At 35.7% G+C, this 14,465-nt stretch carries 16 protein-coding genes; 10 read left to right on the top strand and 6 right to left on the bottom strand.

From position 1 onward, the window contains the following. Nucleotides 1–42: 42 nt before the first annotated feature. From ABD692_RS14045 to ABD692_RS14055, 3 genes are all read left to right on the top strand, one after another. A complete protein-coding gene (locus ABD692_RS14045) occupies nt 43–1,515 on the top strand; it encodes a DUF5687 family protein (RefSeq protein ID WP_344767973.1) in 1,473 nt (490 codons plus the stop codon). Between the two features lie 2 nt (nt 1,516–1,517). Further along, nucleotides 1,518–2,210, top strand: a complete 693-nt coding sequence (locus ABD692_RS14050) for an ABC transporter ATP-binding protein (RefSeq protein WP_344767975.1) — start codon at nt 1,518–1,520, stop codon at nt 2,208–2,210. Between the two features lie 176 nt (nt 2,211–2,386). After that, entirely contained in the window at nt 2,387–3,064 is a 678-nt protein-coding gene (locus ABD692_RS14055) for a YiaD family glycine zipper/OmpA-like lipoprotein (protein WP_316755270.1), read from the top strand. 627 nt (nt 3,065–3,691) lie between these two features. Here the strand turns inward: ABD692_RS14055 and ABD692_RS14060 are convergent. Then, nucleotides 3,692–4,036: a hypothetical protein gene (locus ABD692_RS14060; protein WP_316755267.1), complete on the bottom strand. Its 345-nt coding sequence runs from the start codon at nt 4,034–4,036 to the stop codon at nt 3,692–3,694. Between the two features lie 104 nt (nt 4,037–4,140). Here ABD692_RS14060 and ABD692_RS14065 point away from each other — a divergent pair, with 104 nt between their 5' ends. From ABD692_RS14065 to ABD692_RS14075, 3 genes are read left to right on the top strand one after another with little or no spacing between them, the layout of a single operon-like run. Continuing rightward, entirely contained in the window at nt 4,141–5,166 is a 1,026-nt protein-coding gene (locus ABD692_RS14065) for a Gfo/Idh/MocA family oxidoreductase (protein ID WP_344767978.1), read from the top strand. A 27-nt stretch (nt 5,167–5,193) separates the two neighbouring features. Next, nucleotides 5,194–5,967, top strand: a complete 774-nt coding sequence (locus ABD692_RS14070; protein WP_344767980.1) for a M90 family metallopeptidase — start codon at nt 5,194–5,196, stop codon at nt 5,965–5,967. A 24-nt stretch (nt 5,968–5,991) separates the two neighbouring features. Continuing rightward, entirely contained in the window at nt 5,992–6,882 is an 891-nt protein-coding gene (locus ABD692_RS14075) for a DUF6263 family protein (RefSeq protein ID WP_344767982.1), read from the top strand. Nucleotides 6,883–6,921: 39 nt separating this feature from the next. Here ABD692_RS14075 and ABD692_RS14080 read toward each other — a convergent pair whose 3' ends face one another. The 5 genes from ABD692_RS14080 to ABD692_RS14100 all read right to left on the bottom strand — a co-directional run bounded on the left by ABD692_RS14080 (nt 6,922) and on the right by ABD692_RS14100 (nt 10,990). Further along, nucleotides 6,922–7,908 (bottom strand): alpha/beta fold hydrolase, encoded by a 987-nt coding sequence (locus ABD692_RS14080; protein WP_344767984.1) that lies wholly within the window; start codon nt 7,906–7,908, stop codon nt 6,922–6,924. Nucleotides 7,909–8,090: 182 nt separating this feature from the next. Next, nucleotides 8,091–8,942 carry a hypothetical protein gene (locus tag ABD692_RS14085; protein ID WP_344767986.1) on the bottom strand — a complete coding sequence of 284 codons (852 nt, stop codon included), beginning with the start codon at nt 8,940–8,942 and terminating at the stop codon, nt 8,091–8,093. A gap of 4 nt (nt 8,943–8,946) precedes the next feature. Then, on the bottom strand, nt 8,947–9,321 hold the full coding sequence (locus ABD692_RS14090; RefSeq protein ID WP_344767988.1) for a GntR family transcriptional regulator: 375 nt from the start codon (nt 9,319–9,321) through the stop codon (nt 8,947–8,949). Nucleotides 9,322–9,519: 198 nt separating this feature from the next. Further along, nucleotides 9,520–10,158 carry a hypothetical protein gene (locus ABD692_RS14095; protein WP_344767990.1) on the bottom strand — a complete coding sequence of 213 codons (639 nt, stop codon included), beginning with the start codon at nt 10,156–10,158 and terminating at the stop codon, nt 9,520–9,522. Between the two features lie 4 nt (nt 10,159–10,162). Next, on the bottom strand, nt 10,163–10,990 hold the full coding sequence (locus ABD692_RS14100; protein WP_316755252.1) for an ABC transporter ATP-binding protein: 828 nt from the start codon (nt 10,988–10,990) through the stop codon (nt 10,163–10,165). Between the two features lie 183 nt (nt 10,991–11,173). On the opposite strand from ABD692_RS14100, the gene ABD692_RS14105 reads away from it, so the two are divergent. The 4 genes from ABD692_RS14105 to ABD692_RS14120 all read left to right on the top strand — a co-directional run bounded on the left by ABD692_RS14105 (nt 11,174) and on the right by ABD692_RS14120 (nt 14,424). Then, nucleotides 11,174–11,569: a DoxX family protein gene (locus ABD692_RS14105; RefSeq protein WP_344767994.1), complete on the top strand. Its 396-nt coding sequence runs from the start codon at nt 11,174–11,176 to the stop codon at nt 11,567–11,569. Nucleotides 11,570–11,571: 2 nt separating this feature from the next. Beyond that, nucleotides 11,572–12,561 carry an aldo/keto reductase gene (locus ABD692_RS14110; protein WP_344767996.1) on the top strand — a complete coding sequence of 330 codons (990 nt, stop codon included), beginning with the start codon at nt 11,572–11,574 and terminating at the stop codon, nt 12,559–12,561. Nucleotides 12,562–12,657: 96 nt separating this feature from the next. Further along, nucleotides 12,658–13,737, top strand: coding sequence for an NADPH dehydrogenase NamA (gene namA, locus ABD692_RS14115; RefSeq protein WP_316755244.1), 1,080 nt, complete (start codon nt 12,658–12,660; stop codon nt 13,735–13,737). 135 nt (nt 13,738–13,872) lie between these two features. Beyond that, nucleotides 13,873–14,424: a cupin domain-containing protein gene (locus ABD692_RS14120; protein ID WP_316755242.1), complete on the top strand. Its 552-nt coding sequence runs from the start codon at nt 13,873–13,875 to the stop codon at nt 14,422–14,424. The last annotated feature ends 41 nt before the right edge of the window (nt 14,425–14,465 follow it).

Genomic DNA, 14,465 nt, shown 5'->3' on the forward strand with positions numbered 1-14,465 from the left:
ATATACTAATTACCAAACATTAACTAAACACCTAAATTATATATGCTGAGTACTTTTTTAAGCCATCAAAGGAAATCTTTTTGGCGTTCGCGAAACAGAGGCAGTAGTATTGCCACACAAATCGTTTTGGGTTTTTTTATGCTTTATTTTCTTGTGCTTGCGCTTGGAGCAGGCTTTGGAATGGCTCATTTACTAAAATATTTCTTCCCCAATCAGGATGTTATCAAAAGTTTTAACGGAATTATTTTGTACTATTTTGCATTCGATTTTATTATGCGGGTGCAGTTTCAGGATTTACCAACCCTAAGTATCGTTCCATATCTTCACTTAAGAATAAAGAAAAGTAAAATCATTGGCTTCTTAAATGTTAAAGCTCTTTTTTCTGCTTTTAACCTTTGGCCATTTTTTATTTTCCTACCTTTTTGTTTCATGAAGATAGCGCCTACTCATGGCGCACTCCTTACAATAACATATATAGTTTCGATATTTTCTTTAGCTGTATTTAACAATTATCTGGCTTTATATATCAAACGAAAATCGATCACAAATACCTGGTACACGTTTGTAGGCTTCGCTCTTTTTGCAGGCTTTGCAGCGCTAGATTATTATAAAATAATCTCCATCATGGCATTTTCTGATGCTGTTTTCCAGGCCATTGCTGCTCATCCTTATTATGGTTTTATATTTCCGATTGCTGCTTTTGGGATCTTTAAATTAAACGCTGATTTTCTTCGCAAAAATTTATATGTAGAAGAATTAAGTAGCAAACAAGAGAAAAAAGTAAGTACAGATTACGCCTTTTTAAATCGTTTCGGAAGAGTTGGAGAGCTTGCCGCTTTAGAGCTGAAGTTAATTCTTCGCCATAAGCGTTCTCGTTCTTCTTTGATTTTAGGCTTCTTTTTCCTGTTTTACGGGTTTATTTTTTATAAAGAAAAGGCTATAGATCGAAATGCTTTCGGACAAATGATGTTCGCCGCTATTTTCATGACAGGTATTTCAATCATCATTTACGGTCAGTTTATGTTTGCCTGGCAAAGTGCTCATTTCGATGGCATATTGGCTAACAAAATCAACTTTAAAGATTATATAAAAGCTAAATTTTTATTGTTCACTATTGGCGCAACAGTTATTACTTTGTTAGCCAGCTTTTATGGGTTTTTAAGTCCTAAATTATTGCTTCTACACATTGCCGCTTATCTATACAATATTGGTTTTGGAACAGTAATCGTGCTTTATTTGGCTACTTTAAATTATAAGCGTTTAGATATTAATAAAGCCGCAAGCTTTAATTACCAGGGTACTGGCGCTACACAATGGCTGCTGATGTTTCCTTATGCTTTAACACCAATTTTATTATACCTGCCATTTGGCATTATGAATTTACCCTACTGGGGATTAATGGTTGTGTCTTTATTCGGATTAATTATGCTTTTAATGCGTGGCTTCTGGGTAAACTTCATCACTGCAAAATTTGAAAAACAACGTTATAAAATAGCCGAAGGCTTTAGAGAATAATTATGATTTTAGAAGTTAAAAATTTGAAAAAAGTTTATGGCGATAAAACCGTTGTAAACATAGAGCACGTACAGATTGAGCAAGGCGAAACCGTAGGTTTAGTAGGTAACAATGGCGCTGGAAAAACTACTTTTTTCAGAATGCTTTTAGATTTAATTCGTCCGAGTGAGGGCGAAATTTTATCAAAAGGCGAGAACGTTATGCAAAGCGACAATTGGAAAAATTACACTGCATCGTTTTTAGATGAAGGTTTTCTGATTGATTATTTAACACCTGAAGAATATTTTATTTTTATTGGTGGTTTACACGATTTAAGTGTTGCAGATGTTTCAGCATACCTTACACAATACAGGGAATTTTTTAATGGCGAGATTTTAAACAGTGGCAAATACATACGTGATTTTAGTAAAGGGAATCAGGTTAAAGTTGGTATTGCTGCAGCTTTAATGCAAAAACCAGAAATCTTAATTCTAGACGAACCTTTTGCCAATTTAGATCCGACAACCCAAATTCGTTTAAAAAATCTATTAAAGGCACAAAGTGGAAGTATGACTACCTTTATATCTAGTCACGATTTAAACCACGTTACAGATGTTTGTAACCGAATTATTTTGGTAGAAAAAGGTATTGTAATTAAAGACTTTAAAACCGACGAAAATACACTTAAAGAGTTGGAAAGTTACTTTTCCGCTTAGTTTTTGTACTAATAATGATACAATCAAAGCGTCCCGACAAATCGGGGCGCTTTTTTATTTAGTCATTAATTATTCTTTTTTGCTCTATAGAATATAATTAGGTTTAAAATTTAGAGATAATAATTTTTGGCATTGTGTTTGAACAAGGATTCCACGGAAATTAAACCACAATTATTATGAGTATTTCAAAAGTAAGAATAGCAACATTAAGCATAGGATTAGCAGTAGGTTCAATGGCACTTCAAAGCTGTGACAGTTTAACTAAAACACAGAAAGGCGCTGGTATTGGTGCTGCTGCTGGTGGTGTAATTGGTGCATTAATCGGCAAAAAAGCTGGTAATACAGCAGTAGGTGCGTTAATTGGTGGTGCTATTGGTGGCACAGCGGGTGCATTTATTGGTCGTAGAATGGATAGACAAGCAGCGGAAATTCAAAAAGCAATTCCAAATGCAGAGGTTATCCGTGAGGGTGAAGGTATTATTGTAAAATTTGACAGTGGTATTTTATTTGACTTCGATAAAACAGCGCTAAAAGAGGCAGCAAAAACAAACGTTCAGAGTTTAGCCGCATCACTAACTCAGTACCCAGATACAGATATTAAAATTATCGGCCACACAGATAGCCGTGGTACAGAACAATATAACATGGGTTTATCAGAAAGAAGAGCAGCAGCTGTTAAAGCTTATGCAGTTTCTCAAGGTGTTCCATCATCAAGATTAGTAACTATTGGTAAAGGTTTTGCCGAGCCAATTGCTGATAACGAAACTGATGCTGGCCGTGCGGCTAACCGTCGTGTTGAAATTGTAATTGTAGCAAATGATGCATTAAAAGCAACTGCACAAAAACAAGGTTAATATTCGCTAATTCCCTCTACCTATGAGGTCATTATATAGCCATCCCGAAGTTTAAAAGCTTCGGGATTTTTTTTTGCAAATTTTATCATTCAGAAAAGCTCACCTTCATTTCGAGCAAAGTAGAAAACCACGATTCTCAGCGAAGCAAAATCTTTCAAATTAAAAGATCCGCTCCGTTTCGCCACGCTACAGTCGAGAAGACGAGCAATGTTGTTTTTTACAAGAAATAGAAATTATTTACTAAAGACTTTAACCTTAAATATTCCAATAATTAGAAAATGAATGGTTCTGTACTTTTGGGTCAGTAAAGTCCTGCCATTCGCTCTAGCTCCCCAAGAAAAATCGGGAGGCTGCCGCTGTTGTCAGGTTTAAATACAGTAGGCAATGCAAAAAAACCGAAAGCATAAGCAATTTGCCAGCAAAATAGCCCCGACATAAACGGAAATACTTTTGGTTTCAGCAACCTTTAAATGCCCAATTACCATAAACCAAAAGATTGTAGTATTGGCGGGAACCAGGTTACCGAAGCACCACCGACATTGCGCTTCAAAAAATTATATTAACTAAAAGACAGCTTGCCTGGAGAGCAATCAGCACAAGTGCTACTTCAAAAAGGAGGAATAAACTTTAAGAATAAATATCTTCAAAATAGCTTACCACCAAAGATTTCATGAGCATTTCCTGCTCCAGCATGGTGTATGGCGGTATGGCTTTAACAAGTTTCCAATGTGGCCAGCCATCCTGATCGAGACCTTCTAATTCATAAAAGCCCATTTCGCTTAGTAAACGGCAGGTAGCAATGTGCATCAACTCCTCTTTCTGTCGCTTGCTATATTTTTTTGGCCCTTTACCCAGTTCCTGAACACCAATCAAAAAAAGCATTACCTTTAAATCTGGAAAATCTGAATCAAATTCTTTAGAAATCTTTTCCTGTAAAATTTTCCACTTGCTGTTAATCTCCGACGGTTTCATATTTGCAAAGATAATGTAAAAAGGTTTAAAGCGTTCGACAAAAGCCCAACGCTTTCGGCAACAGCCCTAGGTGATTACTGTAATTTTGGCTACATTTATAACCTATGAGCACAACTTCGAATAATACAATTACGGCAGGTTTATTAGCTTACGGCATGTCTGGCAAAGTTTTTCATGCGCCTTTCTTACACACCCATAATGGTTTTAATTTAAAGGCTGTTGTAGAGCGTAGCAATAAAAATGCGGCTAATGATTACCCAGAAATTACAAGTTATAATAGTGTTGATGAACTTTTGAACGATTCAGAAATTGAACTGGTCGTTGTTAATACACCTAATAATCTTCATTACGAACATGTTAAAGCTGCACTTTTAAAAGGCAAACATATTCTTGTAGAAAAGCCTTTTACAGCTACATCTACACAGGCAAAAGAACTTTTTGAATTAGCTGATAAATCGGGGAAGCAAATCTTCTTTTATCAAAATCGCCGCTGGGACAGCGACTTTGCCTCAGTAAAAAAAGTACTTGCAAGTGGTAAATTAGGTAAGCTAAACGAAATGCATCTACGTTACGACCGCTATAGAAACACCATTGGGCCAAAAGCTTTTAAAGAAAAGGCAATCGAAGCCAGTGGCTTACTTTATGATTTGGGGCCACATCTTTTAGATCAGGTAATTAGCCTTTTTGGCAAACCAGTAAGGTATTATAAAACTTTAGGAAAAAACAGAAAAGGCACTGAAGTGGATGATTACTTTACCATTCAGTTAAATTATCCTGATAGTGTAAATGTATTTGTAACCTCTAGTATGTTAGTGGTAAATCCGCAGGCAGCATTCGTTTTACATGGTGTTTATGGCAGCTTTATAAAACAAAGAGCTGATATACAAGAAGAACAATTATTGGCGGGCATGAAATTAACGGATGATGTTTACGGAATTGAGCCAAAAGGCAAAGAAGGTTTGCTAACGACTATAGATAATGAAGGAAATAAAACCGAAACCATTATCCCATCAGAAATTGGAAGTTACCTGCCACTCTTTGATGCGGTTTATGAATCTTTAACAAGTGATAAGCCTTATCCCGTTACGCGTGAAAACGTTATTACCCAATTGAAAATTTTAGAAAGCTAAGCCCTAAAATTCCTGTAATACTATACTATGAATTCGTTACCATTTGCCTACCTCATTCCAATATTTTTATTGGCATTATACTTTATTTTCAGAAAAAAGAAACCGCTTGTCGATCCGCTTACAGATGTTGATAAGAAAATTTTAGATGATTATGTAAGTTATTATCATCACTTAGATTCTAGCGATAAACTTAGGTTTGAGCAAAAAGTTGCTGAATTTTTCAGTACGGTAAAAATTGAAGGCGTTGGTGTAGAAATGACCACTCTTGATGAGTTATTAATAGCATCAAGCGCTGTAATTCCCATTTTTGGCTTTAAAGACTGGCAATATAAAAACCTATCAAGCGTTTTGCTTTATCCTGACACCTTTAATAATGATTTTCAATTTGAAGGAGGCGAAAGAAATATTATGGGTATGGTAGGCAGTGGTTATATGAACGGACAAATGATTTTATCCCGCTCGGCCTTACGTCATGGTTTTTCGAAAAGTGCAGGCAAGGAAAATACTGCAATCCACGAGTTTGTACATCTTTTAGATAAATCGGATGGTGCTACCGATGGTGTTCCTGAAAATTTGATCGGCCATGAGTATACATTGCCCTGGGTAAAAATGATGCATGAGGAAATTGAAAAAATAGAAGATAACAAATCTGATATCAATCCATACGCAATCACCAATCAGGCAGAATTTTTTGCTGTGGTTTCTGAATACTTTTTCGAAAAACCCGAATTGTTAAAAGAAAAACATCCAGACTTATATTTTCAATTAAGTCGTATTTTCGCACAAAAGCCTGCTGGTTAATATTAAAAATTAAATTAATAGATAATGAAATTCTTAATCTCTTTTCTTTGTTTTTCAGTTTTCTTAAGCACTTTCGCACAGAAAACCTACCTCTTAAAACAAGATTATCCCGTTGGAAAGAAATATGATTATTCCATCAACTCAGATCAGATTATAAATCAGAAAGTAAGTGGGAAAAGTTTAAACTATGTACAAAATGTAAGCACAGATTATAGTTTCGACATTACAGGAACGAAGGGTTTGGATAAAAATATAAAGGTTACGTACAAACGAATTACCATCAAATCGATAGGTATGGGAAATGAACTAATTCTCGATTCGGATAAGGAAGAGGTTGGTAAGCAAAATCCATTTGCTGGATTAAAAAACTCGAGCTTTGATATGGTATTATCGCCTAATGGCTCGATAAAATCGGTTTCAGGAGTTGAATCCATGGTAGATCGTATGGCAGTAAAAATATCTACCGATACTGCCCAGATTAAGCAAATTAAACTTTCACTCAGCAAGCAGTTTAATAGTGAAGTGATCAGGCAAACCTTAGAATCCTCGATGCGGATTTATCCCGAGAAAGCAATTAAGGTTGGGGATAGCTGGATTGTGAATTCGAAGATGAAAATTACCATGCCTATCGAATCAATCACGACTTACACATTAAAGGAAATTAAGGATGGTATTGCGATATTAGCAATTAGAGCTACTCTAATTTCGAAAGGCGATTTCGATAGTATGGGCAATAAAATGCAAACCGATTTAAAGGGCATGAACATTGGCGACGCACAGATTGACCTTAAAACAGGTTTGATTTTATCTAGTCACATCCGTATAGAATTGTATGGTAAAATGAAAGCAGTAGATCAGGATATCGATTTCGATATGGAGGGTATTAACAAAATTTCAGGTAAAGCAGCTAATTAACTGCCTTTACCTTTTAGTCTAACCGCTGGCAAAAAAACGCTACAAACTTCCTGTTAAAGCGACTAAAAACTCCGTTCTGATTTCTATGTGTGGGATATGACCGCAGGCTTCGAACTCAACAATTTTAGAACCTGGAATCCTCAAAGCGGTGTTTTTTCCTAAGAATCGATAAAGACCATGAATTGCCTGCTGATCGGCATTTAAAAGCCCTTTCCCAACTATTGTTTTATCTTCCTTGCCGATAAAGAGAATAGTTGGAACTTTCAAATCTTTAAATTCATCAACAACTGGCTGTTCATAAATCATATTATAAGTTAACGCTGCCACCTTTGCATATTTTGGAAAATCGGCACTAAAAGTTACTCCAGCACCAATATTGACAAGATATTCGTAATCGGGTTTCCAAACGGTAAAATATGAACTTTTGTAATACTGACGAATGCTTTCTGCTGTATTTTTAAGCTCACGCTGGTACTGTTCTTCAACTGTTGACACTGGCACAAAAGTTTTATAATCTTCTAAACCTATCGGGTTCTCCAGCAAAAGTTTGTCCATTCTTTCTGGATACATTAATGCAAATCGAGTAGCAAGCATACCGCCCATACTATGCCCTAAAATCGAAGTTTTTTGAATGCCCAAAGTATCTAATAATTTTTTATTCCATTCGGCCAGTTGTTTAAAACTGTAATTAATAATTGGTTTTGAAGAGCGACCAAAACCAATCTGGTCGGGTGCAATAACCCTGAAACCAGCTGATGTAAGCGCTTGAATTACATGCCCCCAATAGTAGCCTCCAAAGTTTTTACCGTGAAAAAGCATAACTGTTCTTCCATTTGGCGTGATGCTTGGCGCCACATCCATATAGGCCATTCTCACATCCTGGCCCTCCACTGTTATCGGTAAATATTTAATTGGGTAAGGATACTTTACATTTTCCAGATTAATAGAAAGTGTATCAATTTTCTGGGCAAATACAGTTGTTAATGATAAAAACGAAAGGGTAAGTAAAACGAAAAATATTCTCATGGTTAAATCTTCTGATGTAATGCAATTTGCTAATCGGCCAAAATTAGTCTTTAATTTATCTTATTCGCCTTTTTAAAGACGAAAAAACCATGCCTAATTTTAATTAGAAAACAATAAAACCCAGGCTCTTTAATCAGAAACCTGGGTTCTATCATTAGAATAAAAACTGAAAAGATGGCTAACTAGTTTTTAAACATCGTTTTTAAAACATAAACAGGCATATTTACTTTTGTAGAATCTGAGAGTGAACCCGAAGCTTTATTAACCTTTATATTAGTTAAATTTATATTCGATTTTCCTTCAGTTTTAATTGCTAAGTCATCGATAATATATTTGTCTTTCTTAGATTCATCACCATCAATCTCAATATTTGAAGTACCAACTGCATTAATCTTTAATGATCTAAATGATGATGCTTCAGTCTTGAAATCAGCGTTTTTAAGAGTTAAATCAAGCGAGCTAATTGTTTTTTTATCCATAGAGAATTGTTGAACACTATCTGCGAGCATTGATAGGCTGTTCAATTTGGAGTCGGAATTTAACCATACTGACCCAATTCTTGAAGCCTTTAAGTTAAGTGAATCCCTATTACTAATCCACAAACTTAAACTGTTTCCCTTAGAAGCACTAAAGTCAACAATATTTGGTGCATAAATGTATAATTGAGCTCTTCTATATTTTTGTTCAACGGCACTTTTAAAAGAGATTTGAAGAACTCCAAGATCATTAACATCATAGCTGATTAAGTTTTTAAATTCTTCTGATATTTTTACGCCTGTGTTGTCGTCCTTTATCAAAACGATATCCAATTCCAATCCTCTACCATCTAAGATCTCAACTGCGGTAAAAGATTTACTTATTTTTTCACTTAAGTATCCTTCAGATGGGGTATTAAAATGCGCTTCGTTTTTATTTTCTTTTAACGCATTCTTTTTATCGGTGTAATTCATTTTCACAGTTATCGCAATAACTATAATCGGAATTAGGATCAATGAAATTGCTAATGCAATTAATAATTTATTACTTGTTTTCATGGTTTTAAGCGTTAAAATTTTCTTTAACAAATGTTTTATAATTGGTTTCAAGTTCATCAAAACCAATATTTAGCAAATAGATGTTTCGGAATACCACAGGTAATTCCTCATCTATAAACTGTATTTTACGATAGCTTTTTACATTTTCTATAGCATCATCGGCAATAAAAAAACCAATGCCTCTTTTGTTATTGATGATATTTTTATTTTGCAAAAACTCATAAGTGCGCATTACTGTATTAGGGTTCACTTCCATCTCTACGGCAAGCTCTCTAACTGATGGCACTTTCTCGTCGGCTTTCCATTTTTCCAACAAAATATGTTCGCAAACATAATCTGCTATCTGAAGGTATATTGCCTTGTTATCTCTAAATTCCATATCTGTACCTATTAAAAAATTAAACCTCTTTTTCTTTAAGGCGCACATAAGCTATCGCCCAGAAAATTAATGTTAAGAGCGCCGTAATTAGAAAGATTAGCAAAAATGCCATGTCTTTATCTGATTGATGCTTACCTGGACCAACATTAACCATGCCTTCGGTTAGCAGGCCAGCAGCTTTAACAACTAAGTATGTTGCTATTCCTGAAAAACCATAACCGATACTGCTGTTTTAATGTAGTGAAACCTGTTAAAATAAATTGAGCCCAAAAGAAACACACTCGTCACAAGAAAAGGTATTGCTAAAAAACTTCTCAAAAAGGCTCTGTAATTCACATCATCAAAAATTTGAGCGGCAATACTCTCAACGGGTTGAATCGCTTTTTTACTATCGCCATTAATTTTAAATTCGGCTGAATGTGCATTTATATATTTGACGAATGCCAAATCGGTTATGTAAAACAGAATCAGATAGCTTATTAAGCTTAATATAGCTGTGTAAAAAACACCTGTCAGAAATTTTTCAAAAGTAGAAGCTGGGGTCATTAACTCTAATATGGCTCTCGATTTTTGACCGAGTAAAGAAAAATAGCTGCTGGCTACAATACTGATAAATAGAAAACCTATTATTAAAAATAACGGATAACGAAACCGCATATCTAAATTCGAGTCGTAATCAAAATTATTAGCTTTTGAGGGCAATGGAGCGCTGTAAGCATAAAATCCGATGATCACCCCAATAACTACAACTAAACTGATCAAATAAATTTTCCCAAAATCTAACCATTGTCTTTTTAGCAATAAGCCAAATCGATTTATATTAAATGTGTTGTTCATAGCTTTAGTTAAAAAGGGGTTTAAATTTAATTTTCTCTGCAAGAATGGCATTGAATAATAGCTCCATATCAAGCTTACTATCTTCATTATGGAAATTTGGCATTACTGCATTGTAACCCGATAATGATGGCTCAGCATAAATAATGCTTTCATCCAATTCCTTAACTTTTTTGAAAGTTAATTTTTCGGTTATTTCCTCTACAGATGCTTTAAGGGCCACATCATTTTCATCAAGCATAATCACCGTATCGATCAGGTTATCTAAATCCCTAACCTGATGGGTAGAAATAATAATGCAACGTTCTTCTGTTAGGGCAGAAGCCATAATTTTTCTGAACTGTGCTTTCGAAGGGATATCCAAACCATTAGTAGGTTCATCCATTATAATTAACCTGGCCTGGGTAGCTAAGCCAAAAGCAATAATAAATTTCTTTTTCTGGCCATAGCTCATATTGATTAGTTTATTACTTGCGGGAATATCAAATTCCTTTAATAATTCGGAGAAATAGCTGTGGTTAAAATTTTTATAAAACGGTGCGTTTGCCTTAACATACGAATCAATTTTAACCGATGGCAAATAAAACTCCTCTGGAATAAAGCAAATTTGCTCTAATAATTCTGGTTGTCGCTTTGCAGGATTAAAACCCATTACATCCAGCGAGCCACTTTGTGCATACACCAAACCAGCTAAATTTTTTAACAAGGTTGATTTCCCTGCACCGTTTTTTCCAAGCAAACCGTAAATATGACCGTTGCTTAAACGCATACTCATATTTTTAAATAATGGCTTATGCTTGCTGTAACCAAAATTCAGATTGTTAATTTGTATCATACTTACTGTATTAGTTAAATAATACACTAAAGTATGTTGTATTTTTATAATCTCCAAATTATTCCGTAGATATTTTTTTAAATAGCGGTTTTTATAACGCCTCTGTAAAATATCAGTTTAATGTTTGTTGCATTAAAACATCCTTAATACAAGGATTGTATGTTTGTATGATAACATAAAATTATGGATGTAAAATGGGCGTATTTACTTAGCAGATTAGCCATTGGATTAAGTTTTGTCGGGCATGGCCTTGTTCGTTTACCAAAACTTGATGGCTTCAGTAATTGGATGATAGGGCAATTTGCTAAATCTTTTATACCAGAATTTTTGGTTTTACCTTTTAGTTATGCTTTACCAATTCTGGAATTTGCCGCTGGTTTAATGATTTTACTTGGTTTGTTTACCAGACAAGGATTATTACTTGCAGGAGCAGTTTCACTTGCATTAATTTTTGGCACAACCATGATCGAAAATTGGGAAGCATTGCCATCACAGCTCATTCACGTTGCCTTTACATCGGTGTTATTAGCGTACCTACCGCAAAATAGTTATGCGGTTGATCATCTTTTAAAAAAATAATTATGGAATACAGAAAAATTGGAGATTCAGATTTAGAACTCTCGGTAATCACTTTTGGTGCCTGGGCTGCAGGTGGCTGGATGTGGGGAAGCACAGACCGAAATGATGCAATTAATGCTATAAAAGCTGGTTATGATTTAGGCGTAACCTCTATTGATACCGCCCCTATTTACGGACAAGGCGATAGTGAAGAAATTGTTGGTGATGCAGTTAAAGGAATTTCGAGAGATAAAATTCAACTTGTAACCAAGTTTGGGATGCGTTGGGATTTAGCAAAGGGCGATTTTGGTTTCAAAAGTAAAAACAACGATGGTAAGGAAATCGACATTTATAAATACGCGGGTAAGGAAAGTGTAATTTACGAATGCGAGCAATCTTTAAAGCGATTAGGAACTGATTATATCGATTTATATCAAATTCACTGGCCCGAATCGACAACGCCAATCAGCGAAACCTTCGAAGCCGTTGGCAGATTAATAGAACAAGGAAAAGTTCGATACGCAGGTGTTTGCAATTATGATGTTGCCCAGGTAAAAGAAGCTAATGAAACCTTAAACATTATTTCAAACCAGATTCCGTTTAGCATGGTCAATCGTGGTGTAGAAAACGAAATTGTACCATATTGCATTGAAAATAACAAATCAATTTTAGCTTATAGTCCGATGGAGCGAGGTTTGCTAACGGGTAAAATGACCAAAGATTACAAATTCGAAGAAGGCGACCACCGTCAGGGAAATCCATTCTTTAAACCAGAAAGCATCGAAAAAACGAATGCCTTTTTAGCTAAAATTAAGCCTTTAGCTGAGGAGAAAAATGCAACTTTATCACAGCTGGTTTTACGTTGGACTGTTGAGCGCCCAGGGATTACAATTGCTTTAGCGGGTGCAAGAAATGCAAAACAATCTGTGCAAAATGCAGAGGCTATAAATGTAAAGTTAACTGCTGAAGAAATTGAGTTTATTAATACAGAACTTAAAAGCGCAGGATTTTAAATTTTAGTTAATTACTTTCGTTTGTCATTATGAGCTTGCCAAATGTTTTCAACAAGTTCAGACTAACATTAATTCATACATCACAAAAAATCAGTCATGTCTAAATTATTTTCTCCTTTTACAATAAAGGATGTAACATTAAAAAACAGAATCGTTATCTCACCAATGTGCCAATATTCTGCTGTTGATGGTTTTGCCAACGACTGGCATTTGGTACATCTCGGCAGCCGTGCTGTTGGTGGTGCTGGATTAATTATCCAGGAAGCTTCGGCTGTAACGCCCGAAGGTAGAATTACTTATGCCGACTTAGGCATTTGGAAAGATGAACACGTAGAAAAACTAAAACAAATTGTTTCTTTTATCCATGCAAATGGCGCAATTGCAGGCATTCAACTTGCACATGCAGGCAGAAAGGCCAGTTGTGATGTACCCTGGAATGGTGGCGAACAAATTCCTCAGGGAGATAATAGCTGGAAACCAGTTGGCCCATCAGCAATTCCTTTTAAACAAGGACAAGTTGAGCCACATGAATTAAGTATTTCTGAAATTCAGGATATTGTTTTTGCTTTCAGAGCCGCTGCAAAACGTGCTTTAGATGCAGGTTATAAAGTGGTAGAAGTACATGCAGCGCATGGTTATTTGCTGCATGAATTTTTCAGTCCGCTAAGCAATAAGCGTAGCGATGTGTACGGTGGAAGTTTCGAGAACCGAATTCGTTTGGTTATTGATGTGGTAGAAGCCGTTCAGTCGGTTTGGCCTGAAAACCTCCCAATATTTGTGCGTATTTCGGCTACCGACTGGACCGAAGGTGGCTGGAACGAAAACGATTCACTTCAATTAGCTGCCGTTTTAAAAGATAGAGGCGTAGATTTAATTGATACCTCATCAGGTGGAAATGTTCCCGATGCTTTTATCCCTGCAGGGCCAAATTACCAGGTTCCGTTTGCCGATAAAATTAGAAATGAAATTGGCATTTACACAGGTGCAGTAGGTGTTATTGTAGATGCACACCAGGCGGAAGAAATTTTGCAACAAGAAAAGGCTGATTTGATTTTCATTGCACGAGAATCGCTTCGCGATGCTTATTTCCCAACTCATGCTGCCCAGATCTTGGGTGATGAAACGGAATGGCCAAATCAATACGTTAGAGCGAAAAGAGAAGTTTTTAAGAAATAATATTTTTACTGAAGCAAAAAGCCATTCCTTTGGAATGGCTTTTTGCGTTGGTAAAATGAAGTTTAAAATTTAGTATTTTTACTTATGGCCGAAACCCTTTGCCAAATACTTTGTTAACTAATAAAGACCTTAATTATGGATAAAGAAAAGCTCATTCAGGAAGCATATTTAGTTTCGCACGTTATTGAAGAAAACGGAAATTTCCCAAACAATGCGGTTTATCCATTAATGATTTATAAAGGGGCTTTTTTAATCCATCCAGACGATCATGCGGAAGTGATCAAAACTGTTTTTGCACAGAATGGCTATTCGAATGCCTGGATAGATGGCATTTTTGATTATCATCATTATCATAGCAATACGCACGAAGTTATGGGCGTATTTTGTGGAAATGCCGATGTTCAGTTCGGTGGCGAACATGGGGTTTGCATAGAATTAGACAAGGGAGATGTGGTTGTTATTCCAGCTGGTGTTGCACATAAGAAGCTTAGGGCCAGTGAGGATTTTACCGTTGTAGGCGCATATCCTAAAGGTTCGGCCTATAATATAAAATACGGAGAAGCTAATGAACGGCCAGAGGCTGATGAGGATATTGCTAAAGTAGAAAAACCAGACAACGACCCTGTTTATGGCACAAAAGGGCATTTATTTGAGTGTTGGTATAATCGCAACTGTAAGAATGTTTAAAACTCTTTGCCTTTAACCATTCAAAATTCTTTAATTTTCGG

This window comes from Pedobacter ginsengiterrae (assembly GCF_039537385.1).
In the GTDB taxonomy this organism is placed as follows: domain Bacteria; phylum Bacteroidota; class Bacteroidia; order Sphingobacteriales; family Sphingobacteriaceae; genus Pedobacter; species Pedobacter ginsengiterrae.